Below are 25,964 nucleotides of genomic sequence, written 5' to 3' on the forward strand. Positions count from 1 at the left end.
ATGGCAACCCTGCTGGTGCTGTGCCGTTTCCTGCACTTTATGGCGGTGCTGCTGATGTTCGGGGCCAGTGTGTTCCGGCCCTTGCTCCTGGGCACCAAGCCCCAGCCGGCAGTGGACCGGCAACTGGCGCGCCTCACCGGGCCACTGGCCTGGCTGGCCCTGGGCAGCGGCGTGGCGTGGCTGCTGTTGATCAGTGCCAGCATGGCCGGCAGCGACTTGCTGGCGCTGGACCTTGCAACGGTGCAATTGGTGCTGGGCAAGACTTTTTTCGGCCAGGTCTGGAGCGTGCACCTGCTGTTGAATGGCCTGTTGGTGCTGAGCCTGCTGACACGTTGCAACCGCGCGCGCCTGCCCCTGACGACGCTGCTCCTGGCAACCCTGGCCCCCGTGGGCCATGGCGCCATGCTCAGTGGCCTTAGCGGCCAATTGCTGATCCTCAACCAGGCGGTGCACCTGCTCTGCGTCGGTGCGTGGCTCGGTGGGTTGCTGTTGTTGGTCCTGCTCCTGCGCCAAACGCAGCACACGCCCCTGGAAGAGATTCTGCAGCGCTTCAGTGGCGTCGGTTACGGGCTGGTGGCGGGTTTGCTGGTCACCGGGCTGATCAATATCCGCGTGCTCACCGGGCAATTCTGGCCTACCCCGCTGTTCAGCGGGTTTGCCTTGATCCTGTTGATCAAGGCGCTGCTGGTGGCGGGCATGCTCGGCCTGGCAGTGCTGAACCGGCTACGGACCCAGGATTGCCAGCAGCGACGTGGCCAATTGCAGGCCAGCGTGTTGCTGGAATGGCTGTTGGGCGCGGCGGCGGTGGCGGCCGTTTCCCTATTGGGCACCCTGCCACCGATGCTGTAGGAGCATCATCCAGTTCAAGGCGGACTGTTCTTCAAGCGCCCCGCCGTGTCGATACTCACCACCACCGACAGCCCCGGTCGCAGGCGTTCGCTTTGCTCCTGATCGGGGTCCACCGTGATCCGCACCGGCACGCGCTGGGCGATCTTGACGAAGTTGCCGGTGGCGTTATCGGCCTGCAACAGGCTGAACTCAGACCCCGTCGCCGGCGAAATACGCTGCACCGTGCCATGAAACTTGCGGTGGTCCAGGGCATCCACGGTAAACGTTACCGGCTGGCCCACCTGCACGTTGTCCATCTGGGTTTCTTTCATATTGGCGATCACCCACAACTGGTTCGGCACCAGTGCCATCAGCTGCGCGCCGGAGTTGACGTAGGCCCCCAGACGTACACCAATCTGCCCCAGTTGACCGTCCCGGGGGGCCAGGACGCGGGTGTTCGACAGGTCGATCCGCGCCAGCTCCACCGCCGCATCGGCACTGGCCACCGCCGCTTCCAGGGAGCCGCGATTGACGATTACCGTCTGCAGGTCCTGGCGGGCGATTTCCAGGCTGGCCTGGGCCTGGGCCACAGCGGCGATGGTTTGCGCGTTGGCGGCGCGGGTCACGTCCAATTCACGGCGCGACACCGAGCCGTCGCTGATCAGCTCTTCGTTGCGACGCAGGTCGGCGGTGCTTTTGCGCGCCTGGGCCTGGCTATCGGCCAGGGCGGCCTGGCGCAGCTTGATGGTCGCCTCGGCACTGTTGCGCTGTTGCACCACGTTGGCCAGGGCGGCCTGCTGCACCGCCAGTTGCGCCTGGGCCTGATCCAGGCGCTGCTTGTAGATGCGGTCGTCGAGGCGTACCAGCAAATCCCCGGCCTTGACGTGCTGGAAGTCCTGCACCGGCACCTCGAACACATAACCGCCCAATTGTGGGCTGATGATCGTCACCTGGCCGCGTACCAGAGCATTTTCGGTGGTTTCCACGGCGCTGCTGAACGGCGGCAATTGCCAGGCGTACAGCACAATCAACACGCCAACGATGGCAATCGCGGCAAAGCCCAGGGACGAGACGATGCGCACGCCCAGGGAGCGCGGCTCGGTGGCCGTCGCACCCGGTGGCGTGGTGCCCTCCGGGGTGGCGGCAATGGCATTGGTGGTCGTGGTGGTAGCCGTAGGTTCGCTCATGAAGGAAGTGCGCCGCTAGGTTGAACGGAAGGCGCTGCACTGGCGGCAGCTTTCTTGGTGGTGCTCATCAGCCACAGGCTGCGGGTAAAGATCCACAACATGGTGAGGATCGCGATGATCGCGATCAGCATAAACACGTCGTTATAAGCCATGACATTGGCCTCGCGGGTGGCCGCCGTGGCCAGGCTGCGGATGCCCATCAGGTTGCGCAGTTCCGGGTCGGCAATCACCGAGCCGTAGGCCGAGCCGCCGCTTTGTACACGGGCCGCGACCCGCGGATCCAGCAGGGTCAGGTGTTCGACAATCATGCTCGAATGGAATTTCTCCCGCACCACCTGGAAGGTGCCGAGCAACGCCGCGCCCATCAGCCCGCCGAGGTTCTGGCAGATCCCGAACAACACCGAGAAACTCACGAGGTTGCGCGGGTTGGCCAGCACATTGCGCATCCCCAGCACCATGGTCGGGCCGAGGAAGAAGGTACCGCCAAACCCCAGCAGAAACTGGCTCAGGTACATGTTCTGCGGCCGCGTCAGGTTGCTGGAGAAGCTGTCCATCACCGAGCCCGTGGCCATCAGCGCCAGGGAAATCACCAGGGGCATCAGCAAGTGTGCCGGGTTGATGGTCAACGCGCTGATCACCAGGCCACTGATCGCCCCCAACAGCATCACCAGGTACAGGGTGCGCATCTGCTCGCTGCTCATATTCAGCGCCTGCAAAAAGCCCACGGCGCCGGTGGACTGCTCGGACAGCACCATGCGGATCAGGATTACCGCCAGGGCCAGGCGAATCATCACCCCGCCGCCCAGCCAGCGGGTCATCAGCAGCGGGTTGGCGCGGTTATGTTCGATGGCCAGCCCGGCCATGATCAGCACCAGGGAACAGGCCGAGGCCACGCCGATCCACGGGGCTTCCAGCCACCAGTCGATGCGCCCCAGGGACAGTACCGCGCAGAGCAATGCCACGCCCGAGGCGAGCAAAGCAAAGGTCAAGAAGTCGAGCTTTTCAAAGGTCTTGAAGCGATCGCCCGGCGGCAACTTGAGCAGGAACACACAGCCCAGGCAAGTCAGCGCCATGCCCAGCTCAAACAGGTACAGGCCGCGCCACTCGGCAATCTGCAGCAAGTCTTCGGAAAACAGCCGCGCCATCGGCAACGCCAGTTGCGCGGTACCCAGGCCCAGCACCAGAGCCTTGAGCCGCCACTTCGCCGGGAACGCCTGGACCATGTAGTACAACCCCAGGGAACTGAGGGCCGCGCCCACCATGCCGTGGGCGGCACGCACGGCGATTGCCGAACTGAGGTCATTGACGAACAGATGGCCAAAGGTGACCAGGGCGTAGAGCACCAGGAACACTTCGGTAAACGCGCGCAAGCCGAACTGCTGGCGGAACTTCACCAGCAGCAGGTTCATGGACACGTTGGTCATCACATAGGCAGCGGGTAGCCAGGCCATTTCGGCGGTGGTCGCGCCCAATGCCCCTTGCAGATACGGCAGATTGGCGATCACCAGCGCATTGCCCAGGCCGCCGGTGATTGCCACCAGCACCCCAACCAGGGCAAAAGCCCAGCGTTTGAGCGTGGGGTGATGGGGCGTCGACGGTGACCCCGGCAAGCTCGGACGCTCGTGGGGTTGCCAGGTGTGCGGGGTGTATTTATCCATTCGTGACCTTGATGACCGACGCACGAGGCCGGTAAAACCCTGACTCAGAGCTTAGTAGACCTGAGCGGGGTTCATCTTGTCATCTTTGTGGGAGCTGGCCTGCTCCCACATTTGATTTGTGATGTGGCGCAAATATGTGCCCAGCCGAGCCCCCCCCTGTGAGAGCCAGCTCCCACAGGAGGTTTTAGATCCAGCCCAGCCAGCTCCAGTAGGTGGCTGCAAACAGCAGCATCAGCAGATAGCCAATCACCGTGACCAGCAAGCCTACCTTGGCAAACTGCCGCGCGGTGAAGGTGCCGGTGCCCAGGCACACCATGTTCTGCGGGGCGTTGATCGGCAGGATAAAACCGTAGCTGACCACAAACCCGAGCAACATGGTCATGCCCAGCCGGCTGAAGTCTCCCGGCAGGGTTTGCAGTACGGCAATCAGGATCGGCAACAACGCCGAGGTCAGCGCGGTAGCGCTGGCAAAACCCAGGTGAATCACAATCAGGAATGCGCCGAGGATCGCAAACACCCCCAGCGGCCCCAGTTGATTCAGGCCGGTATGCCCCACCACCTGCGCGCCCAGCCATTGCCCGGCCTGGGTGGTGAGCAACGCGGTACCCAGGCTGATGCCCACACCGAACACAATCACCGTGCCCCAGGGGATACGCGACTGCACGTCCTTCCAGGTCATCACGCCGATCCCCGGCAGCAGCAGGAACACCAGGCCGGCGTAGGTGGTGGAGGTGGTATCGAAGCTGTGCAGGCGCCCTTCCGTGGCCCAGGCCAGCAGCAGCAATACCGAAACGGTCAGCAAGCGCTTCTGCGGCCCGGTCATCGGGCCGATCTCCACCAGGGACTGCGCCACCGCTTCCTTGCCACCGGGAATGCTATTGCTTTCCGGGGGCAGCAACTTGAGCACCAGAAACAGCAGTACCGCCGACATGATCAGCGCCCACGGCGCCCCGGCGATCAACCAGTCGATCCACGACACGCGCTGGCCGAGCATCTTGTCCATAAAACCGACCGTCAGCAGGTTCTGCGCGGCGGCGGTCTGGATCCCGACGTTCCAGATACTGGTGCCCTGGGCGACGACGATCATGATCCCGGCGGCGATATTCGAGCGTTTGTCCACGCCAAACGCGGCAATCACCCCCATCATGATCGGCACCACGCAGGCGCTGCGGGCGGTGGCGCTGGGCACCACCAGGCTGAGCAGGATGGTCACCGCAATCGCGCCCACCAGGATCCCGCGAGTGCTGGTACCGACCCGGGTCAGGGTCACCAGGGCGATACGCCGGTCGAGGCCGGTGTGGGTCATGGCGGCGGCGATAAACAACGCACCGGCCACCAGGGCCAGGGCCGGATTGGCAAACCCGGTGAGCGCCATGCTGATAGCGGGGCTGGAACCGATCAGGTGCGTCGGGTCCTGCAAGGACGGTGCGGTGCCCAACAGAAAGGCCATCAACGAGGTGATCATGATCGCACTGGCTTCGTAGGACACCGCCTCGGTGATCCACACCACCACGGCAAACGCGAGGATCGCCAGCATCCGCTGGCCGGCCACCGGCAAATCGGCGGGCAGCGGCAACAGCAGCACGCCGACCATCACCAGTACGGCAATCACCAGGCCCATGGGCAACTTGAATGATGCAGCGGTTGTTGCGGGGCCGTTCATGGGGTTCTCCGTCAGCCTTCAAATCAGGCCGACAGCATGAGGCAAAGCACCGCACGCCGTGTTGACGGGTATCAACGTGCCAGGCCAACACGTGAGCCCAGCCCCCTCCTATCGGCCAGCCGGCCGCAGCAGGGCATCGACCTGCTCAGCCACGCTTAGCAAAAGGCTGTCGTTTCTAAATCCTCCGATTATTTGCAGCCCTACCGGCAGCTCTGCGGCCTTGCGCACAAGAGGAATATTCACTTGCGGCAATCCAAATGCCATCCAGAATTTGATGAAATCCGACGGCCCAGTGGCGCCAAGGCCCAACGGGGCGACGATGCCGCAGCTCGCCCCCAGGACGGCGTCAAACGGTTTGAATATCTCCTCCAGCACCGGCGCCAACTGTGCCAGACGCCTCTTGGCCGCTGACTCTTGCTCCCAACTGGTCCGCTCGGCGCGGGCGAACATATCGAGGATTTCCATGCTCATCTTGTCCGGGTGCCGATTGAACTCAGCGGCCAATGAGCGGGCGCCCTCACAATCGTTTATCAACAAATGGTCATCAAACACCCTGGCAAACCCCTCAGGCAACACCACTTCGCTCACTCGGTGCCCTGCCGCACGCAGCGTATCTATAGCGGCTTCCAGTGCCAGGGCCACGTCCTTGTCCACCTGATCCCAGCGCGCCGTACGGCAAAAGCCCAACGACCGTAGCGGGCTTTCCGCGGGGCGCGCCGGGAACCCCGGGATCAGGACTTGCGCGATCAGGCTCAGGTCACGCACCGAACGCCCAAACCAGCCGACCGTGTCGAAACTCGGCGCCAGTGGCTTTACCCCCTCAAGCAAGACCAGCCCATAGCTGGGTTTGAAGGCGTGCACCCCACAATAAGCGGCAGGCTTGATCAATGATCCGGCCGTCTGCGTACCCAGGGCGATGGGAAAGAATCCAGCCGCCAGCCCCCCCGCCGAGCCCGCACTCGAACTCCCGGGCGTGCGTCGGGGGTCCTGGGGATTGCGCGTCGGCCCGGTGTGCATATAGGCAAATTCGGTGGTGTGGGTCTTGCCCATAATCAGCGCCCCCGCCTGGCGCAGCAGCGAGACAACCTGTGCGTCGCGGGACGGGCGGTTGTCCTCATAGATCGGCGAGTAAAAACCGGTGGGATGATCCACAGTGTCGTAGTTATCTTTGACCCCCACCGGAATACCTGCCAACAGACCTCGCGCACGCGTCCCGGTCAATTGCCTCGCTTGAGCACGTACCGCGTCGGGGTCGAACGAAACAAAGGCCTGTACTGTCGACTCCTGGGCCTCGGCACACCCAAGGAAGTGTGCGGCGACTGTCTCTTCGCTCACCTCACCCGCACAGACCCGCTGTGCCAGGGTGGTGGCATCCAAATGATCAAAACGGTACATGGCATTCCTCTGTTACAGGCCTGTCTGCCCAAGGGCTCAATGCAAAATCTGCGGGTTGTCGAAGAAGTCATTGGGCGCCGAGGTCGGCTCGTCGAACAGCATGATTTTCGGCTTCATGCACAGGGCACGGGTAATCGCCACGCGCTGTTGCTGGCAGCCCGACATTTGCCCCGAAAACTTGTGGGCCTGCTCCGGGATGCGCACGCGCTCCAGGTTCCGTCGCAGCCATTGAGCAACTTGACGAGTTCACGTCCTACCGTTGGCTGGCGCGCCCAAAAGACTTAAATCAACTTAACGTCGTTTGCGTAACATGCGTTAAACAGCGAACGCCGATTGCAAATCACAGAAGCCTTTTATCTCGATGGGATTACCGGCCGGATCCAGGAAGAACAGGGTTGCCTGCTCGCCCGGTCCGCCGGCAAAGCGCAGATAAGGGGCGAGGACAAACTTCACCCCGCCCGCGATCAAACGGTCCTTTAACACCAGCCAGTCCGGCATCTCCAGCAACACCCCCAGATGAGGCATCGGTACCAGATGGTCGCCGACCCTGCCGGTATCAGTGACGGCAAAGGGCTCACCCAGGTGCAGGGATAATTGATGCCCGAAGAAATTCACGTCCATCCATGTATCCGTGCTGCGCCCTTGTGCGCAACCCAGCAAGTCACAGTAGAACTGACGTGAAACTTCCAAATCGCGAACATGGTAGGCCAGATGAAAAATCGACTGCATGGAGCGCTCCTTAAAGCACCATCTATTTAAATGACAGTGGAATAAGGCAAAGTTTGTGCTGCTTTTACAGAAACACACAGCATGTAATTTTTACTCAGAGCGAAAGAATTTTTAACGATAGCCCCGTACAAGAGCAGGGAGTATTGCCCTACCCCAGTAACTGGCTCAACACCGCCCGCAACTTACCTGGCTTGACCGGTTTGTTCAGCAACGGTGCTTCCAGGCGGCGCAGGGCGCGGCGGCACTGGTCGGTGCGGTCCGCAGTGATAATCACGGCGGGAATGTTCTGGGCGAAATGCTCGCGCAACTGCTTGACCACCGCACACCCCACCACCCCATGGTCGAGGTGATAGTCAGCCAGGATCAGCTCCGGCGCCCGGCCCTGCAACGCCAGCAAGGCACCGGCCTGGTCGGTGGCGGTCACCACCTCGCAGCCCCACTGCCCGAGCAGCGCGCGCATGCTTTCAAGGATGCTCAGCTCGTTATCGATCACCAGCAGGCGGCGCCCGGGCAACGGATTACCAGTGCTCGGCTGTGTCGGCAACTGACTGATGGCCAGGGGTACCTCGGCACTCAACGGCACCTCGATGCTGAACATCGAGCCGCGCCCCGGCCATGAGCGTACTGCCACCGGGTAACCCAGAATCAGCGCGATACGCTCGACAATCGCCAGGCCCAACCCAACGCCCTTGCGATCCGCGGCGCGGCCGACATCGAGTTGGTTGAACTCCAGAAAGATCGAGCTCAACCGGTCCGCCGCAATTCCGCGCCCGGTGTCCCAGACCTCCAGGCGCAGGCGATCACCGCGCCGCCGCGCGCCCAACAGGATGCAACCTTCGTCGGTGTAGCGGCAGGCATTGCTGAGGAAGTTGCGCAAAATACGCGTCATCAAGCGCAAGTCCGTGCGGATCGCGTAGCCGGCAGTGCGCGCCCGCAGCTTGAGGCCCGCCGCCTGGGCCACCGAATGGAACTCCGACACCAGCGGCGCAAACAGCTCATCCAGGCGGTACAGCGCCACGTCCGGCTTGACCGCTGCCTGGTCCAGGCGCGAGATATCCAGCAAGTCGGTCAGCAGGTCCTCGGCCCCTTCCAGAGCCTGATGGGTGCGCTCCACCAGCACTTGCTCGACACTGGGCAGGTTGCGTTCACGCAGGGTAGAGATCAGCAGCCGCGCCGCGTTGAGCGGTTGCAGCAGGTCATGGCTGGCAGCGGCCAGGTACTTGTCCTTGCTGCGATTGGCGGCCTGGGCGGCGTCACGGGCGTCGCGCAGGTCTTGTTCAGTCTGTTCGCGCCGGGCGATCTGCTGTTGCAGGTTGTGGTTGGCTTCGAGCAGCTCATCGGTGCGCGCCGCCACCCGTTGTTCCAGCTCATCGTTGAGGCGGATATAGCGTTTGCGCTCGGCTTCCAGTTCATCCAGCCGCGCCGTCAGCTCCGGGTAGTGGCTCTTGCGCGCCGAGTGATCGCCCAGCCCCAGCAGCCCGGCCAGAGCCCGCTGCTGGTCGTCAGAGAGCTTCGCCATAGACGACCTCGACGTCACGCTGGCTCGACTCACGCGGGTTGGTCAGGATGCACGGGTCATGCATGGCGTGTTGCGACAAAAACGGAATATCTGCCACCCGCACCCCGTGCAGGCCGAGAGTTTCATGGAAGCCGATGGCGTGCTTGAGGGCAATCAGGTGCTCCACCAGCCGCCCGCAGATCTGCCGGTGGTTGAGGCCCCGGCAGTCGATGCCAAAGGTCTCGGCAATCACCTTGAACCGTTCCGGCGCCGAGTTGTAGTTGAACGCCACCACATGCTCCACCAGCACCGCGTTGCACAGGCCATGGGGCAAGTCGAGAAAGCCGCCAAGGCTGTGGGACATGGCATGCACCGCGCCGAGGATCGCATTGGAAAACGCCAGGCCGGCCTGCATGCTGCCGAGCATGATTTTCTCGCGCAGGGCGATATCGCCGGGGTTGGCGATCATCTGCACCAGGTTGCCATTGATCAGGCGCATGGCTTCCAGCGCATGGGGGTCGGTCAGTGGGCCGTTGCCGGTGGACACAAAGGCTTCGATGGCATGCACCAGCGCGTCGATCCCGGTACAGGCCGAGAGGAACGGGTCCATGCTGGCGGTGGTTTCCGGGTCGATCAGCGACACATCCGGCACCACTGCCTTACTGACGATGGAAAACTTCATGCGTTCCTGCTGATTGGAAATGATCACGAACTGCGACACATCGGCCGAGGTGCCGGCGGTGGTCGGGATCAGGATCAGCGGCGGGCTGGGCACGCGGATGGTGTCCACCCCTTCGAACTCAAGAATGCTGCGCCCATGGGCGACCACAATACCGATGGCCTTGCCGCAATCCATCGGGCTGCCGCCGCCGACGGCGACGATCACATCGCAATGGTTCTCGCGGTAGACCTCGGCGCCCTGCATCACTTCTTCGACACGCGGGTTGGGTGACACCGCGGTGTACAGGCAGTACTCGATCCCCAGGGACTGCAGGCTGGCCTCGACATCCGCGACCCAACCGGCAGCGACCACACCCGGGTCGCTGACCACCAGGACCTTGCGCGCACCGAAAGTCTTGGCGTAATTGCCGACACTGTGCCGGGAACCGGCGCCGAAGATGATTTCTGGGGAGACGAATTTACGCAATTGGCTGAGGCTATGGCTCATTGGAAAGCCTGTTTTTATTGTTTTGGAAGATACGGGCCACACTAACGCATCCGCTGGCGAATGCAATCAGACCAATGGGCTAGCCCTTATCCCTGCAGGAGCCGGCAGGCCGGCTCCTGGGATGGTTTCAGCGGTTGGCGAAATACATGGTCACTTCAAAGCCGATACGCAGGTCGGTGTAGGCGGGTTTGGTCCACATGGGAGCGTTCCTCTTGTTATACCGGGAGAGTCCGGTACAGGCATTAATACATGGGTGGGCTGGCGGGCGAATGCTACTTTCGAACGAACCGGTCGCAGTCGTTAGTCTCGGATGTACATAGAATCTCCCACAGGGGTACGCGCACGACTCGACGATCAGGTCGGCTACCAGGCCGCCTCGCTTTGCTTTTGATCTGAGGCGCCCCGTTAAACCACGCTGGCCGTCATCCGATATTGATTTGGGGGGTAACCCGGCAGGACGCCGGGTTAGCCGCGCTGGGCCATGGATGGCCCATCGCGGCGGCCCCCCAAATCAATGTCGGATGACGGGCACACCGAGCCTGGGCGAGGTGCCGAGTGGTGGGGCAAGAGCCCTTTTGGTTACTTTTGGCTGGGCCGGCACTCCGGGCTCTTTTCCAAAAGTGACCCGCCGTAAGGGCGGAACCCTAAGTGGCCGTGACCGCAGCAATGGATATGTACACATACCCAGAAGAGGGTTGTGTAGCTACTCATGCTGCGATGACCGAAGGTCAGCCGCCAATAATGCAAGCTGGACAACCGCTATCGCAGGCAAGCCAGCTCCCACACTTGATTGCATTTCAAGCAGGGCGGCTGATGTCTACCCATCAAAGGGTGGAAGCTGGCAGTTCAATCAGGCGATCAGAAGAACCCCAGCGGGTTGATGTCGTAGCTCACCAGCAGGTTCTTGGTCTGCTGGTAATGATCGAGCATCATCTTGTGGTTCTCACGCCCTACCCCAGACTTTTTGTAGCCACCAAACGCAGCATGCGCCGGGTACAGGTGATAGCAGTTGGTCCACACACGCCCGGCCTTGATCGCCCGGCCCATGCGGTAGGCGCGGTTGATATCGCGGGTCCACAGCCCGGCACCCAGGCCGAATTCGCTGTCGTTGGCAATCGCCAGGGCTTCGGCTTCGTCCTTGAAGGTGGTCACGCCCACCACCGGGCCGAAGATTTCTTCCTGGAACACGCGCATTTTGTTGTGGCCCTTGAGCAGAGTCGGCTGGATGTAATAGCCGCTGGACAGGTCGCCCGCCAGGTGTTCGGCGGCGCCACCGGCCAGCAGTTCGGCGCCCTCTTCCTGGGCGATGGTCAGGTACGAGAGGATCTTGTCGTACTGCTGCTCGGACGCCTGGGCGCCGACCATGGTCTCGGTGTCCAGCGGGTTGCCGCGTTTGATCTTGACGATCTTCTTCATGACCTCGGCCATGAACGGCTCGTAGATCGACTCCTGCACTAGCGCCCGCGACGGGCAGGTGCACACTTCGCCCTGGTTGAAGAACGCCAGCACCAGGCCCTCGGCGGCTTTCTCGATGAAGGCCGGCTCCGCCTGCATGATGTCTTCAAAGAAGATATTCGGCGACTTGCCGCCCAGCTCGACGGTGGACGGAATAATGTTCTCGGCCGCCGCGTGCATGATGTGCGCGCCCACCGGGGTGGAGCCGGTGAAAGCGATCTTGGCGATGCGCTTGCTGGTGGCCAGGGCCTCGCCGGCTTCGCGGCCAAAACCCTGGACGATGTTCAACACGCCGGCCGGCAACAGGTCGGCGATCAGTTCGGCAAACACCATGATCGACAGCGGCGTCTGCTCGGCCGGCTTGAGCACGATGCAGTTGCCGGCGGCCAGGGCCGGGGCGAGTTTCCAGGCGGCCATCAGCAACGGAAAGTTCCACGGGATGATCTGCCCGACCACGCCCAGGGGCTCATGGAAATGATAGGCCGCAGTCAGTTCGTTGATCTCGGCGGCGCCGCCTTCCTGGGCGCGGATGCAGCCGGCGAAGTAACGGAAGTGGTCGGCGGCCAATGGCACGTCGGCATTCAGGGTCTCGCGCACGGCCTTGCCATTGTCCCAGGTCTCGGTCACGGCCAACACTTCCAGGTGCTGCTCGATGCGGTCGGCAATTTTCAGCAGCACCAGGGCGCGGTCCTGGGCCGAGGTCTTGCCCCAGGCGTCGGCGGCAGCATGCGCAGCGTCCAGGGCCTTGTCGATATCGGCGGCGCTGGAGCGCGGGAATTCGGCAATCACCTCGCCAGTCACTGGCGAGGTGTTGGTGAAGTATTCACCGTTGACCGGGGCCACAAACTCGCCACCGATAAAGTTACCGTAGCGCGGCTTGAAGGTGACGATGGCGCCGGGGGTGCCAGGTTGTGCGTAGATCATGATGAGGCCTCTTTCGGGGGATGTTGTTATTGATCTATCCGTTGCATCTGAGCGCGTTCATAGCGGGGATACAGGTGGCTGACACTGCGGATCAGTTCGTAGCGGCTCAGGCTGATGGCCGCAAAACGTTCGGGAATGGGGCTGCGGATCATCTCGCCCATGGCACTGCCGTTGGCAGCACCGGTGGCCATGAGCTGGTCGAGCCAGCCCAGGTAATCACGCATTTGTGCGAAGGGTTGGGCATCGCTGGCCACCGGGCCGTGGCCGGGCACGATCAGTTTCCAGGGCAGGCCTTGCAGGGTGGCGATATCCGCCAGCCATTCCGCCAGGCCCGGGGTGTTGGGGGTGGTCAGGGCGCGCTGGTAAAACACCAGGTCGCCGGCAAACAGCACGCCGGTGGTCTCGTCGAAAATCGCCAGGTCGGCGCCGGTATGGCCGCTCAGGCTCAACAATCGCAAAGCGTGGCCGCCGACGGTCTGCACTCCGGGGCTCAACGTCTGGCTGGGCAGCAGCACTTCGGTGCCGCGCATCCAGTCGCCGACCATGCGGTACATGTTTTCCGCCATGCCATCGCCCTGTTCGCGCAGCAGCGTGGTGGTGCCTGCCAGCGCAGCGATCGGCATATCCGTGAACGCCTGGTTGCCCAGCACATGGTCGGGGTGATGATGGGTCAACAAGACCTGGATCACCGGCTTGTCGGTGACCGTGGCAATCGCCTGGCGCAATGCTTCGCCGTAACGCCGGGACGGCCCGGTGTCGATCACCACCACCCCGGCCTGGGTCACGATAAACCCGGTATTGACGATGTTGCCGCCGTTGGCCCTGGCGAAATTATCCGTGCTGCCTTCCAGCAGCCAGGTGTCGGCGGCGATCTGCCGGGGCTTGAGGGCGTAGTCGAGGTCGGCCAGCGCGGGCAGGCCCAGGCCGAGTAACAGCAGTAATAGCCACTTCATGGGATGGCCCCGGCGAATTCACTACCGCTGGTATCGCGCAACAGCAAGCGCACCGGCCCGGCGCCTTGCAGGTCAAACGCCAGGTCGGGGTTCTCGCTGACCGCCGCAAACAGCTCCAGGCGCGCCAACACCCGGTCCTGGGCGTCGCGCAGTTCGGCGTGGTTGATGTAGAACTCAGGGATGCCGCTGACCATGCCATTGTCCATCGGGTGTGCTATCTGCAGGCGCAGCCGGCTGAAATCCTCGCGGGGGTAACGACCGCCCAACACTTCCCCCAGGTGTTCTTCCCAGCCCGGCTGGCTGCGCACCACGCTGGGCGCGGTACAGCCGCCGCCGGCGGCGTCGATCAGGGTCGAACCCACATGCCACAGGCCATCCTTGGTCAACACGGCGGCGCGCAACGGCGTGGCCTGCTCGATCCGGACGCGGATCGCCAACCACGGCAACACGCCCTCGCCCGGCTGGAAGTCGACGATTTTCGGCAGTGGATTGAGTTCGGCCCAGGCGATGATTTTCACCACCTGGCCCTTGAAGGCGCGAGCGTCGATTTCCAGGGGCACCTGCCGCGCATCTTCGGCAAATGGCGGCGCCAGCAACTTGACCCGTTCATCAAAGACAAACGGCGCATTGCCGAGGAACTGCTGGTGGAAATAGCTCCACATCACCGATGGCACCGGGTCTTTGCCGGGGTCCATCCCGTAGGCGGCCACTGGCAACCAGCAAGCCAACAGCCAACGTGCGCGCCAGCCCATGGCTTACTCCTCGACGTGCACGCTATCAAGATAAGTGCGTACCGCCCACAAGGCTTCCTGGCTCAAGTAGTCGGCCATTTTCGGCATGTACACCCGACCATCGCGCACCGCGCCGTGGCGCACCCGTTCGACGAACCATTCGTCCCCGGCATCGCCCTCATCGAGCATGCGCAGGTCGGGGGCGATCCCACCGGACTTGGCTTCCAGACCGTGGCACGCGGCGCAGTTCTGGTTATAGGCCGAGGCCCCCACTTCGACGGCCTTGGCGTGTTCCGGCGACTGGCGATACGGGTTCACCGCCGCCCAGCCATCGGCATCCAGCGGTACGCCGGCGTCCTTGATCGGGGTCAGGCCTTGGGTTTCCACGGCAGTTGGCGTCACGTTGCCGTGAGCCCAGACGGAGCCTGCACCGATCACCCCGGCCAACAGGCCGGCAACCAGCAAGGCGTTGCGTTTTGTTGTCATTATTGTCCCCTCAGGATTGCACGCAAAACCTCTCTACAGAGGCTATGGCAACCATCATAGGAACGCCTCGCCAGGGCCCGTATGCTGCTTTGGTGGCCGGGCTCTACTCCCTTCGTAGTAAGGCTTGCGGGCCCCTGCTAAATCAGATGCGGTTCGGGAAATTGTCCCGGCCACACCGGGATATTTTCCGTATCCGCGGGCACCGTCCAGCCAGCAACCTGTGCAGGCCAAAACCTCCACTGGGAACTGCAACCATGACAATAAGATCGCTACCCGCCCTCTCGCCGCTGAGCCTTGCCGTGCAGGCTTTCCTGCTGGTCGGCAGCCTGTCCTTGAGTGCGGCGAGCTTCGCCGCTGCCGAACCTGCAAAGCAGACGCGCAACGTCACCTGGGAAGACATTGCCAACGACCACCTGACCACCAAGGACGTGCTGCAATACGGCATGGGCACCAACGCCCAGCGCTGGAGCCCCCTGGCCCAGGTCAACGACAAGAACGTGTTCAAGCTCACCCCGGCCTGGTCGTACTCGTTCGGTGACGAGAAGCAGCGCGGCCAGGAGTCCCAGGCCATCGTCAACGACGGCGTGGTGTATGTCACCGGCTCCTACTCCCGGGTGTTCGCCCTCGACGCCAAGACCGGCAAGCGCCTGTGGACCTACAACCACCGCCTGCCCGACAACATTCGCCCGTGCTGTGACGTGGTCAACCGCGGGGCGGCGATTTTTGGCGACAAGATCTACTTCGGCACCCTCGATGCGCGCCTGATCGCCCTCGATAAAAACACCGGCAAAGTGGTGTGGAACAAGAAATTCGGCGACCACGCCGCCGGCTACACCATGACCGGCGCCCCGGTGCTGATCAAAGACAAGGTCACCGGCAAGGTCCTGCTGATCCACGGCAGCTCCGGCGATGAATTCGGCGTGGTCGGCCAGTTGTTTGCCCGCGACCCGGACACCGGCGAAGAAGTGTGGATGCGCCCGTTCGTCGAGGGCCACATGGGCCGCCTGAATGGCAAGGACAGCACCACCACCGGCGATGTGAAAGCACCGTCCTGGCCGGATGATCCGACCACCGAAACCGGCAAGGTCGAGGCCTGGAGCCACGGCGGCGGTGCCCCTTGGCAGAGCGCCAGTTTCGATGCCGAGACCAACACCATCATCGTCGGCGCCGGCAACCCCGGCCCGTGGAACACCTGGGCGCGTACTTCCAAGGATGGCAACCCTCACGACTTCGACAGCCTCTATACCTCAGGCCAAGTGGGTGTCGACCCAAGCACCGGCGAAGTGAAGTGGTTCTACCAGCACACGCCAAACGATGCCTGGGACTTCTCCGGCAACAACGAGCTGGTACTGTTCGACTACAAGGACAAGGACGGCAAAGTGGTCAAGGCCACCGGCCACGCTGACCGCAACGGCTTCTTCTACGTGGTGGACCGTAACAACGGCAAGCTGCAGAACGCCTTCCCGTTCGTCGACAACATCACCTGGGCCAGTCATATCGACCTGAAGACCGGCCGCCCCGTGGAAAACGAAGGCCAGCGTCCGGCCAAGCCGCTGCCGGGTGAAACCAAGGGCAAGCCGGTGGAAGTCTCGCCGCCGTTCCTCGGTGGCAAGAACTGGAACCCCATGGCCTACAGCCAGGACACCGGCCTGTTCTACATCCCCGGCAACCAGTGGAAAGAGGAATACTGGACCGAAGAGGTCAACTACAAGAAGGGTTCGGCGTACCTGGGCATGGGCTTCCGTATCAAGCGCATGTATGACGACCACGTCGGCACCCTGCGCGCGATGAACCCGACCACCGGCAAGGTGGTGTGGGAGCACAAGGAGGCCCTGCCATTGTGGGCCGGCGTGCTGGCGACCAAGGGCAACCTGGTGTTCACCGGCACCGGCGACGGTTTCTTCAAAGCCTTCGACGCAAAAACCGGCAAGGAGCTGTGGAAGTTCCAGACCGGCAGCGGCATCGTCTCCCCACCGATCACCTGGGAACAGGATGGCGAGCAATACATCGGCGTGACCGTTGGCTACGGCGGCGCGGTGCCGTTGTGGGGCGGCGACATGGCCGAGCTGACCAAACCGGTGGCACAGGGCGGGTCGTTCTGGGTGTTCAAAATCCCGAGTTGGGATAACAAAACCGCGCAAAAATAACCCCCCGTTGATGATCGTTCCCACGCTCTGCGTGGGAATGCCTCCCAGGGCGCACCGCGCCCCAACGGTCACCACGAGGTCCCTGCCATGAACTACCTGCCCCTGCTACTCCTGCTTTCCCTCCCTCTGGCCTACGCCGACGACGGCGACGATCAACCCCTGGTCATCAACGGCTGCACCCTCGCCCCCCACAGCCAATGCCCCGGCGCCAACCTCAAGGGCGCCAACCTGCGCAACCAGGACTTGAGCAAAATGAACCTGGCCGGGGCCGATCTGCGCGAGGCCGACCTGCGCCACGCGAACCTCGACCTGGCCAACCTGGAAAAAGCCCAACTGCAAGGCGCCAACCTGACCCGCGCCAGCCTGCAGCAAGCCAACCTGCGCCTGGCAGATTTCAGCGGGGCCACTTTGATGGCCGTGCAAGGCTGGGGCATGTTTGCCCAGGGCGCGCAATTTGAAAACGCCAACCTCAGCGCGGCTTACCTGCAATTTGCGCGGTTGTCGGGGGCCAAGCTGCACAAGGCCAACCTGCGTGCAGCAGACCTGGAAATGACTTGGATGAGCAAAGCCGACCTGCAAGGTGCGGACCTGAGCGACGCCAACCTGCAAGAGGCCAAGTTCGGTGAAAGCAACCTGGAACAGGCCACCCTCACCGGCAGCCGCCAGCACTATGCAAACTTCCAGGACGCGAATATGGAGGGCTGCAAGGACTGCCCCACCACCTGGGACCGTTAACTTTTGCAGGAGCGGGCTTGCCGGCTCCCGCAGAGGAGCGACTTATCCCGCCGCCCGCACCACGCCCATATCAATCCCCACATGCACCAGCTCCGCATGGGAGCTGACCTGCAATTTGCTCTTGAGCAAGGTCAGGTGATTGGACACGGTCTTGCTGCTGATACTCAGTTGATCGGCAATGGCCCGGGTGGGTGTGCCTTTGGCCAGCATCAGGAAAATTTCCAGCTCACGGGCCGTCATGCCCTGCAGGCGATGATCGACCGGGTGGTAGGCCAGCTCGGTGGCCAGGGCCTGTTCGATATAGGTGTGGCCGTCGAGAATGCGCTGCACCGCTTCATTCATCACCGCAGGCGTCGCGCCCTTGGTGATATAGCCCGACGCACCGGCCTCCAGGGCCTGGCGTACCAGGGGCAGCTCCTGATGCTGGCTGAAAAACAGCACGCGCAATTGCGGCAGGCGCTGGCGCAGGCGGCGGGTGGTCTCCAGGCCACTGATGCCCGGCAGGCCAAAACCGGTGATCACCAGGTTCGGCACCGCCTCCTGCACCCGCGCCAGCGCCTCCTCGCCAGTGCCCGCCTCGCGCACTTCCACGCCCGGTAGCAGCGCCCGCAATAGGCTGCTGTAACCCAGGCGCACCACGGCGTGCTTGTCTACCAACAGGATATTCATGAGGAATGCGCCGGCGTCACCAACAACGGCGCCGGTCGCGGGCCGTGGAGCTTGTCCACGCCGATCAGGCTGACAATCAGCAAAAACGGCAAGAGCAGCGCCTTGAGAATTCGCATGATCGTACAACTCCTGAGGATGACCGGTACTTTCATGCTAGAGCCCTCAAGCGCCGGCTGATTTACTACTTTGGTACTGGTTTTGCTGTCTATCGTCGCATTCCCAAGGCAGCGCGACTGGCATGTAATAGGCGCATAACTATAAGGATCGTACCTGCCATGCTGCCCGCCCGACTGACTCTGGCTGCCGTGCTGTCGCTGACCCCGCTGCTGGCTGCTGCCCAGCCGCCAACCGCGCTGTTTTCCCGCGACGGCTACCGCATCAACCTCTATCGCAGCCCCACCCCCGAACACCTGCCGGGCGCGACCATCGTCGATACCCAGGCCCTGCAAACCCTGCTGGCGCAACAGCCGCGCCCGGTGCTGATCGACGTCTACCGCCGGCAATGGCTGCACGGCCAGTTCATCGAAGACCAGCCCCACGCCAACCTGCCCGGCAGCCACTGGCTGGCCAATACCGGCGATGGCGAGCTGACGCCCGAGTGGCAGAGCTACTTTGCCCGCCACCTGTACACCTACACCGACGGTCACCTTGCCCACCCCTTAGTGTTCTACTGCCGCGCCGATTGCTGGTTGAGTTGGAACGCGGTAAAACGGGCCAAAGCCTTGGGCTATAACACTGTGTATTGGTATCGCGATGGCCTGGACGCGTGGGAAGCCGCCAAGCTGCCCGTCGCCGCGGCACACCCTGAGCCCTTTGAGCTTGCCCCCTGAAACATCACAATAAAAAGGTGAACGGCCATGTATAAAATTCTGATTGCCGACGATCACCCGCTGTTTCGCGAAGCGATCCATAACGTCATCAGCGACGGTTTTGCCGGCAGCGAAGTGATGGAAACTGCCGACCTGGACAGCGCCCTGGCCCTGACCCAGGAGCACGACGACCTCGACCTGATCCTGCTGGACCTGAACATGCCCGGCATGCACGGCCTCAACGGCCTGATCAACCTGCGCAACGAAGCGCCGACCATACCGGTGGTGATCGTCTCGGCCGAACAGGACAAGCAGATCGTGCTGCAAGCCATCACCTATGGCGCGGTGGGCTTTATCACTAAATCCTCGCCACGGGCGCAGATGACCGAAGCGATCCAGCAGATCCTCAATGGCAACGTGTACCTGCCGCCCGACATCATCCGCACCCAGAAAAACCCCGGCCAGCGGCGCATGCACGACAACCCGGCCTTCGCCCCGGAACTGCTGCAGGCCCTTACACGCAAGCAGTTGCTGGTGTTGGAGCGGATGACCAAGGGCGAGTCGAACAAGCAGATTGCCTACACCCTGGAAATTGCCGAGACCACGGTGAAGGCCCATGTGTCGGCGATTCTGCGCAAGTTGAACGTACATAACCGGGTGCAGGCGATCCTTAGCGCTGGAGATATCGACTTCGGCTCCTACCTGCGGCGCTGATTTTCCTTACAACTGAGCTCCCACAGGGGTACGCGTACGATTCAAAGATCAGGTCGGCTTTAAGGCCGCCTCGCTTTGCTTTTGATCTTGATCTTGATCTGAGGCGCCCCGTTAAACCACGCTGGCCGTCATCCGATTTTGATTTGGGGGGTAACCCGGCAGGACGCCGGGTTAGCCGCGCTGGGCCATGGATGGCCCATCGCGGCGGCCCCCCAAATCAATGTCGGATGACGGGCACACCGAGCCTAGGCGAGGTGCCGAGTGGTGGGGCAAGAGCCCTTTTGGTTACTTTTGGGGCTCTTTTCCAAAAGTGAGCCGCCGTAAGGGCGGAACCCTAAGTGGCCATGACCGCAGCAACGGATATGTACACAACCCCAGAAAAGACCTGTGTAGATACCTACGCCACGATAACGGTGTGTCATTCAGCATTTATTTGCCTGACCCACCGCTATCGCGGGCAAGCCCGCTCCCACATTTTGATCGAGGGCATGTCAGGGACGGCCCAAGAGGTGGCTCATGGCAGTCTTGAGTTTCATCGGCCGCACCGGCTTGTGCATCAGGGTATGCCCCAGCTCGCGGATTTGCAGTTTCAGTTCGTTGCTGTAATTGGCGGTGATCATCATCGCCGGAATGGCACTGGCCCGCCGCGCATTGATCCTGGCCACCGCGTCCACGCCGTTCTGTTCGTCATCCAGGTGGTAATCAGCAATCAGCAAGTCCGCCTGGGCATGGTAGTTGTCCACCTGGCGTGCCAGGTCCTGTTCGGACAAGGCGGTAATCACCTGGCAGCCCCAGCCTTCGAGCAAGGTACGCATACCGGCACAGATCGCCGCGTCGTTATCCAGCACCCACACCCGGGCGCCCTGCAAACGCTCCAGCATCGGCTCACTCATCACCGGCATAGGCAAGACCCTGGGTGCGGTGCTGCTCAACGGCACCTCCACACTGAACATCGAGCCCCGTCCCGGCCAGGAGCGCACGCTGATCCGGTGCCCGAGGATCCGCGCGATTTTTTCCACAATCGCCAACCCCAGGCCCAACCCACGATCCTGGTCCGGGCGTTGCACATCGCCACGCTTGAACTCCTGGAAAATCTCCTCCAGGCGCTCCTCGGCGATGCCCATACCAGTGTCCCAGACCTGGATCGACAACCGCTGATGCTCACGCCGACAACCCAGCACCACGCGCCCGCCGTAGGTGTAGCGGATGGCATTGCTCAACAGGTTGCGCAAGATTCTGGCGAGCAGCTGGATATCGCTGCGCACCAGGGCCGAGCAGCCAATAAAGTGCAGCTGCAAGCCTTCGCTGCGGGCCACTTGGGTGTATTCGGCGGCGAGGTTGTCCAGCAGTTCGCTCAAGGCAAACGGTGCGATATCGGCCTTGATCACCCCGGCGTCGAGCTTGGAAATATCCACCAGGGTGCCCAGCAGGTTTTCCACGTCTTCCAGGGAATTGCTGACATTGCGCACCAGGGTCTCGTTGGCCACCGGGTCACGCCGCTCCAGCAAGGCCCCGGTAAACAAGCGGGCGGCATTCAGCGGTTGCAGCAGGTCATGGCTGACCGCCGCCAGAAACTTGGTTTTCGACAGGTTGGCCTGCTCGGCTTCCAGCTTGGCTTCGCGCAGGCGCGACTCCACGCGGCGGCGCTCGTCGATTTCCTGCAGCAGTTGGTCGTTGAGCGAAGTCAGTTCGGCGGTGCGCTCGCGCACTCGCAGTTCCAGGTTCTGATAAGCCTGGTGCAGGGCCTCGGCGGTGCGCCGGCGTTCGGTGATGTCGCGGATCAGCACAAAGATCCCCACCACCTCGCCACTGGCCAGGCGGTTGGGCACATAGGAGCGCAGCATGTAGCGCTCCTGATGGTTGATATTGGTTTCGGCGAACTCGAAGGTCACGCTCTCCCCCGCCAGCGCCTGCGCCACGTAGGCTTCCAGGCGCTGGTAATGCTGTTCGCTGTGGGCCTGGCGCAGGCTTTTGCCGAGCATCGCGCCCTGCGCCCAGCAATACCATTGCTCGTAGACCTTGTTGGTGAACTCGTAGACCAGATCGGCATTGAGGTAGGCAATCAACGCCGGCACATGGTCGGTGATCAGGCGGATCCAGCGCTCGCTTTCCTGGGATTTCTGCGCGACGGCCTGTTCACGGCGCAGGGTTTCCGCCAGTTTGACGTCAGTGATGTCGGTAAACAGAATCACCCGCCCACCGTCCTGGGTCGGCCGCTCGCTGACTTGCAGCCAACGGCCGTTATCCAGACGGTAAAACAGGGTTTCATCAGCGTGCCCGTGGGCCTCTTCGGTGAACAGGCCGTTGACCGTCATCAGCCGTTTGACCTCACGCAGGCCCATGCCCGCGACAATCTGCACCGGGCTGTTGCTCCAGAACCCCTGGAAGCGGCTGTTGAACAACACAATGTGTTGGTGCTGGTCGAACAGCACAAAGGCATCGGAAATGCTCTCGATGGCATCAATCAAATGCTGGTGGGCGGTTTCCGCGCGCAGCCGTGCATCGCGCAGCAGATGGTTGCTGGCCTTGAGTTCGGCCATCGCCTGGTTGAGGGCGTCGGTACGTTCGCGCACCTGCTCGGCCAGCACCACCGAATGCTGGAACGCCGCATAGGGGTCGTTGCCACGGGTCGCGCCGGACTCGACGCGCTCGATCAGCGCGGCGTTGATCCGCGCCAGCTTGCGATTGTCCTGCTGCAGGGCGCGGATCTGCGCGTGCAGTTCAGCGCTGTCCAGAGCTTCGACCACGGGCAATGGCGACCCCGGTAAAGGTCTGGTTGATGTGCATGCCATTGAACTGTTCTCCGTAGGTGTTGAACCCCATCACCCGTTGCTCACGCAAAAAGGCGCCGATCGGCTCCAGGGTGCCGTGCTCTTCCAGCTCCAGGCGCCGCAGGAAACAGTCGCAGCCGATGGTCAGCAGCAGGTCGCCGAGACGCGCTTGCAGGCCGTCGAACAGGGTCTGCAGGTTGGGCAGGATCGGCCCCGGGGTCATGGCGGTGAGGACGATGCCGTTTTCCACCGCGCAGTAGAAACTCAGGCTCAAGTCATCGTGGACCTGCTGGATCGCCCGCACGTAGTACTGCTCGTTGATACGCACCGCCAACGGATGGGCGGCGAAGATCCGGTGATCCAACTGTGCAACGGCCACGCCGATATGCCGTGCGTACTCCTCGGCGGCAGGTTCGGCATTCAACTCAAAGACCCGCCGCGACGCGCTGTCCGCCCCTGTCACCACCAGTTTGTGTGCCAAGGGCAGAATGTGGTGGGTGGTGAACACCTCGAAGTCCAGCCAGGTATTGACCAGCACCACGACAGCCGCGCCGCTGTGGAAGGCGCCGTCGAAATACACATGGGTGTGGGTCAGGTGGTTGTCATCGCCAGCCGAACCGCCGAAATGCGGGATATCGCCGAGCGCTGCGCTCAGGGCGGCGAGGACCATTTCTTCGCGGCTGGACAGGCCGTCGAGCAGGGTCAAGGCAAAGCTGTTGCCCTTGATCGGGGCCAGGGTGTTGCTGCGACAGCCACCCACCAGGCGTTCGACCATTTGTTGCGCGTCGATCAGGCTGAAGTGCTCGACCTGGTCGATCAGTTCGGTGGCAATGGAAAAGTGCGCATGGTCAAACCCCACCGCCGTCACGCAATTGCGCCCGTAACCCTGGGGCGTGATCTCGCCGGCGCTGGTGCAACCCACCACGCGGACACCACCGAAACTGTGTTGCAGGGCCTGGCCGAGGGCCTGCAGATCATAGGTGGCAGAGCAGAAGAACAGCACGAACCCCAGGTACGGGTGCAACAACTGGCACGCCAGCTCATCGGCCACCTGCTGCGCATCGCTGGCCTGGGACATGGCTGTGACTACGCCTTCGCTGTGCACCTGTTGCATGGTCATCTCCCCGTTGAAGCTCAAGTGTACGAACGCGCGGGGTGGCGACCTATGCTACTTGGGTACTGGGTCGGGGCTTCGATGGGATGAGAGCCACCGGGCAACAGATGAATCTCAGTGGGGAACTGGCTTTGTGTGGGAGCTGGCTCCCACATAAGCCAGCTCCCACACGTTTGACCGTGTTCCAGGTCATTACCAGGTCAGCACCGCACCTACGGCAAAGGTATCGGTGTCTTCATTCTGCGCACTGGTGTCGTGGCCGCTGATCTCGAACTGGTTGTACTCGGCCACCAGCTTCAGGTTGTCGTTGATGTCATGGAACAGGGCAATGCCCCGGGTTTCGTAGTCGGCGCCGCTGCCGACCACGCCGTTGCCGTCGTCCTTGGTCTTGCCGTAGGACAGCGCCAGGCGGTTCTTGCCCAATTTGTAGGAGCCCTGCAGCAGGTAGCCATTGCTGTCGACATTACGCAAGGTGGCCTCCCCGGCGTTGTTGGTGAAGAACGGGTTGATGCCCTTGGCCTGGAAGCCGGAGCCGGTGAGCGACAAGCCGCCCATCTTCGCCTGCACCCCATACCCCAGGCCCTTGGAGGTCACCGATTCGACGGTAGAGTCGGTGTTGTCCGAGGTCTGGTAGCTGCCGTTGAGCCAGCTGTAGATCTTCGCCCCGCCCACGTCGAACTGGTAGGTGATCTCGCTCTCGGTACGTGGGTTCTTCTGGTAGGCCTTGCCCAGCGGGCTGCTGTCGTTGGTGTCGACCGGGTCCATGATGCCCACGGCCACCCGCAGGCCGTCCATTACCGGGGTGCGGTAGGTGATTTGCGAGGTGGGGAACGGGTATGGGTAGCCACTGCCGATATTGCCGAACGATACCCCGCCGCCGTCCACCAGGCCCAGGCTGTCGCTGACCTGGCCATAGCCGGCGAGCAGTTCGTCGAGCAGGATGTTGGAACGGGCGAACAGGCCGAAGTCCTTGCCGATCAGCACTTCGCCCCACTCGGGGTTGGCCACGGTGCCGTAGAACTGGCGCACGTCGATGGCGGTGTCGGTGCCGTTGGTTTCACTGTCGTTGATGGTCACCCAGAACGAGGCACGGGCGCCGAGCTTGAGGTCATCGACCTGCTTGCCCATGTTGAAGCCCAGGTAGTTGGGCAAAAAGCCCATTTTCACCCGCGACTGGCGCCGGTCGTATTGCTCGCCGGCACGGTCCACATCGCTGTTGACGTAGAAGGCGTTGACGTAGCCATCGGTGGAGAAGGTGGTTTGGTCCTTGTCGTACAGCACGATCTCGGCCTGGGCCACCGAGCTCAAACCGAGGCTGGCGATAAAGGCTGGCAACAAACGACGGGGGAAGTTCTTATTGTTATGCATGGCGCGCTCCGCGACGGGGGTCTGGGTGTCGGAGGCGATTATCGAAAGCCAGGCAGCGCGGTTAAACGCTGCCTTGGAGGGAAATGCGCGGTGCTTTGGAGGGCGCCGAGGGCCCGCCACTTAAGGCTTACACCGGTAGGCGCGGGGTTGGGGTCAAAGGGCGTTGAACAACATCCCGCCTGCCACCACGATACACAGGCTGGCAAAGCCGATTTGCAAGGCCCGCGCCGGAATCAGCGAGCCCAGGCGCCGGCCGATGAGCATGCCGACGATGCTGGCACCAATAAACACCCAGCCGAGGGTGTCGATCACCACCCCGGCATGGAACGCGCCGACCACACCAATCAGCGAAATCAGGCTGATCACCATCAGCGAGGTGGCGACAATCCCGCGCATCTGCACATCGGTCAGTTGCTTGAACGCCGGCACGATCAGAAAGCCGCCGCCCACCCCCAGCAGGCCCGATACCGCACCGGTCACCGCACCGAGGGCGGCCAGGGTCGCGGTGCATTTGGCGGTCCAGGAAAACCGCCCGGTCTGCTGATCGAGCATGCAGTTCTTCTGCCCCCAGGACGCGGCGCCATGGTCGCTGGGGCCGGCCTCGAGCTTTTCGCGCCGCAACATGCGCCACGCCACCAGCACCATCAGCGCGCTGAACAGGCCCATCAGGATCTTGTCCGGCAACTGATGGGCGAAGAACACCCCCAGCGGCGAAAACAGGGCGCCAAGCAAGGCAATCAGCAACGCCGCGCGGTACCGCACCAGGCCATGGCGCAAGCCATCAATCGCCCCCACCGCTGCCGCCGCGCCCACGGCGAACAATGACACCGGGGCCGCTTGGGTCATGGTCAAGCCCAGCCCCAGCACCAACGCCGGCACCCCCAGGATCCCGCCCCCGGCCCCGGGCAGGCCCATCACCAGCCCCATGAACACGCCAAAAAAACTTGCCAGCAGCATAGGGT

At 62.6% G+C, this 25,964-nt stretch carries 22 protein-coding genes and 1 pseudogene; 5 read left to right on the forward strand and 18 right to left on the reverse strand.

What is annotated here, in order from left to right; all coding sequences use genetic code 11:
- Positions 1–849 carry a copper homeostasis membrane protein CopD gene (gene copD, locus K1X80_RS17590; RefSeq protein ID WP_169990357.1) on the forward strand — a complete coding sequence of 283 codons (849 nt, stop codon included), beginning with the start codon at positions 1–3 and terminating at the stop codon, positions 847–849.
- Positions 850–863: 14 nt separating this feature from the next.
- Here copD and K1X80_RS17595 read toward each other — a convergent pair whose 3' ends face one another.
- The 13 genes and pseudogenes from K1X80_RS17595 to pedF all read right to left on the reverse strand — a co-directional run bounded on the left by K1X80_RS17595 (position 864) and on the right by pedF (position 14,675).
- On the reverse strand, positions 864–2,015 hold the full coding sequence (locus K1X80_RS17595; RefSeq protein WP_169990358.1) for an HlyD family secretion protein: 1,152 nt from the start codon (positions 2,013–2,015) through the stop codon (positions 864–866).
- Positions 2,012–3,673: an MFS transporter gene (locus K1X80_RS17600; protein ID WP_115128516.1), complete on the reverse strand. Its 1,662-nt coding sequence runs from the start codon at positions 3,671–3,673 to the stop codon at positions 2,012–2,014. Before K1X80_RS17600 ends, K1X80_RS17595 begins: the two co-directional genes overlap by 4 nt.
- Positions 3,674–3,857: 184 nt before the next feature.
- Entirely contained in the window at positions 3,858–5,336 is a 1,479-nt protein-coding gene (locus K1X80_RS17605; protein ID WP_220172377.1) for a DASS family sodium-coupled anion symporter, read from the reverse strand.
- Between the two features lie 108 nt (positions 5,337–5,444).
- Positions 5,445–6,731 carry an amidase gene (locus K1X80_RS17610; RefSeq protein ID WP_220172378.1) on the reverse strand — a complete coding sequence of 429 codons (1,287 nt, stop codon included), beginning with the start codon at positions 6,729–6,731 and terminating at the stop codon, positions 5,445–5,447.
- Between the two features lie 75 nt (positions 6,732–6,806).
- Positions 6,807–6,956 (reverse strand): annotated as a pseudogene (locus K1X80_RS17615) (ATP-binding cassette domain-containing protein); the annotation flags it as partial.
- A 90-nt stretch (positions 6,957–7,046) separates the two neighbouring features.
- Positions 7,047–7,460, reverse strand: a complete 414-nt coding sequence (locus K1X80_RS17620) for a VOC family protein (RefSeq protein ID WP_057439400.1) — start codon at positions 7,458–7,460, stop codon at positions 7,047–7,049.
- Between the two features lie 148 nt (positions 7,461–7,608).
- Positions 7,609–8,979 (reverse strand): hybrid sensor histidine kinase/response regulator, encoded by a 1,371-nt coding sequence (locus K1X80_RS17625; RefSeq protein ID WP_115128518.1) that lies wholly within the window; start codon positions 8,977–8,979, stop codon positions 7,609–7,611.
- Positions 8,963–10,126 carry an alcohol dehydrogenase-like regulatory protein ErcA gene (gene ercA, locus K1X80_RS17630; RefSeq protein ID WP_169990360.1) on the reverse strand — a complete coding sequence of 388 codons (1,164 nt, stop codon included), beginning with the start codon at positions 10,124–10,126 and terminating at the stop codon, positions 8,963–8,965. Before ercA ends, K1X80_RS17625 begins: the two co-directional genes overlap by 17 nt.
- 127 nt (positions 10,127–10,253) lie before the next feature.
- Positions 10,254–10,325, reverse strand: coding sequence for a pyrroloquinoline quinone precursor peptide PqqA (pqqA, locus tag K1X80_RS17635; RefSeq protein WP_003243383.1), 72 nt, complete (start codon positions 10,323–10,325; stop codon positions 10,254–10,256).
- Between the two features lie 659 nt (positions 10,326–10,984).
- Positions 10,985–12,505 carry an aldehyde dehydrogenase family protein gene (locus tag K1X80_RS17640; protein ID WP_057439402.1) on the reverse strand — a complete coding sequence of 507 codons (1,521 nt, stop codon included), beginning with the start codon at positions 12,503–12,505 and terminating at the stop codon, positions 10,985–10,987.
- Between the two features lie 26 nt (positions 12,506–12,531).
- Positions 12,532–13,458 (reverse strand): quinoprotein relay system zinc metallohydrolase 1, encoded by a 927-nt coding sequence (locus K1X80_RS17645; RefSeq protein ID WP_220172379.1) that lies wholly within the window; start codon positions 13,456–13,458, stop codon positions 12,532–12,534.
- Positions 13,455–14,210: a quinoprotein dehydrogenase-associated SoxYZ-like carrier gene (locus tag K1X80_RS17650; RefSeq protein WP_120733524.1), complete on the reverse strand. Its 756-nt coding sequence runs from the start codon at positions 14,208–14,210 to the stop codon at positions 13,455–13,457. The genes K1X80_RS17645 and K1X80_RS17650 overlap by 4 nt, the downstream gene beginning before the upstream one ends.
- A gap of 3 nt (positions 14,211–14,213) precedes the next feature.
- Complete coding sequence (gene pedF, locus K1X80_RS17655; protein WP_057439405.1) at positions 14,214–14,675, reverse strand: cytochrome c-550 PedF; 462 nt, start codon at positions 14,673–14,675, stop codon at positions 14,214–14,216.
- A 254-nt stretch (positions 14,676–14,929) separates the two neighbouring features.
- Between pedF and exaA the strand changes: the two genes are divergently transcribed.
- Together exaA and K1X80_RS17665 are read left to right on the forward strand one after the other, a co-directional pair.
- Complete coding sequence (gene exaA / locus K1X80_RS17660) at positions 14,930–16,822, forward strand: quinoprotein ethanol dehydrogenase (protein ID WP_057439406.1); 1,893 nt, start codon at positions 14,930–14,932, stop codon at positions 16,820–16,822.
- Positions 16,823–16,909: 87 nt separating this feature from the next.
- Positions 16,910–17,557, forward strand: coding sequence for a pentapeptide repeat-containing protein (locus tag K1X80_RS17665; protein WP_120733525.1), 648 nt, complete (start codon positions 16,910–16,912; stop codon positions 17,555–17,557).
- 42 nt (positions 17,558–17,599) lie between these two features.
- Here K1X80_RS17665 and K1X80_RS17670 read toward each other — a convergent pair whose 3' ends face one another.
- Positions 17,600–18,226, reverse strand: a complete 627-nt coding sequence (locus tag K1X80_RS17670) for a response regulator transcription factor (RefSeq protein WP_057439407.1) — start codon at positions 18,224–18,226, stop codon at positions 17,600–17,602.
- 275 nt (positions 18,227–18,501) lie between these two features.
- Between K1X80_RS17670 and K1X80_RS17675 the strand changes: the two genes are divergently transcribed.
- Entirely contained in the window at positions 18,502–19,056 is a 555-nt protein-coding gene (locus K1X80_RS17675; protein WP_057960077.1) for a PQQ-dependent catabolism-associated CXXCW motif protein, read from the forward strand.
- Positions 19,057–19,083: 27 nt separating this feature from the next.
- Complete coding sequence (locus K1X80_RS17680; RefSeq protein ID WP_029296512.1) at positions 19,084–19,749, forward strand: response regulator transcription factor; 666 nt, start codon at positions 19,084–19,086, stop codon at positions 19,747–19,749.
- 491 nt (positions 19,750–20,240) lie between these two features.
- On the opposite strand, the gene K1X80_RS17685 is transcribed toward K1X80_RS17680, so the two are convergent.
- From K1X80_RS17685 to K1X80_RS17700, 4 genes are all read right to left on the reverse strand, one after another.
- Positions 20,241–22,541: a PAS domain-containing hybrid sensor histidine kinase/response regulator gene (locus K1X80_RS17685; RefSeq protein WP_120733526.1), complete on the reverse strand. Its 2,301-nt coding sequence runs from the start codon at positions 22,539–22,541 to the stop codon at positions 20,241–20,243.
- Positions 22,471–23,634 carry a nitric oxide-sensing protein NosP gene (gene nosP, locus K1X80_RS17690; RefSeq protein WP_057960094.1) on the reverse strand — a complete coding sequence of 388 codons (1,164 nt, stop codon included), beginning with the start codon at positions 23,632–23,634 and terminating at the stop codon, positions 22,471–22,473. Before nosP ends, K1X80_RS17685 begins: the two co-directional genes overlap by 71 nt.
- A gap of 192 nt (positions 23,635–23,826) precedes the next feature.
- A complete protein-coding gene (locus K1X80_RS17695) occupies positions 23,827–25,002 on the reverse strand; it encodes a porin (RefSeq protein ID WP_057960082.1) in 1,176 nt (391 codons plus the stop codon).
- A 153-nt stretch (positions 25,003–25,155) separates the two neighbouring features.
- Positions 25,156–25,959 carry a sulfite exporter TauE/SafE family protein gene (locus K1X80_RS17700; RefSeq protein ID WP_220172380.1) on the reverse strand — a complete coding sequence of 268 codons (804 nt, stop codon included), beginning with the start codon at positions 25,957–25,959 and terminating at the stop codon, positions 25,156–25,158.
- Positions 25,960–25,964: the final 5 nt, after the last annotated feature.

Source organism: Pseudomonas sp. So3.2b (assembly GCF_019464415.1).
Taxonomy (GTDB): Bacteria; Pseudomonadota; Gammaproteobacteria; order Pseudomonadales; family Pseudomonadaceae; genus Aquipseudomonas; species Aquipseudomonas shahriarae.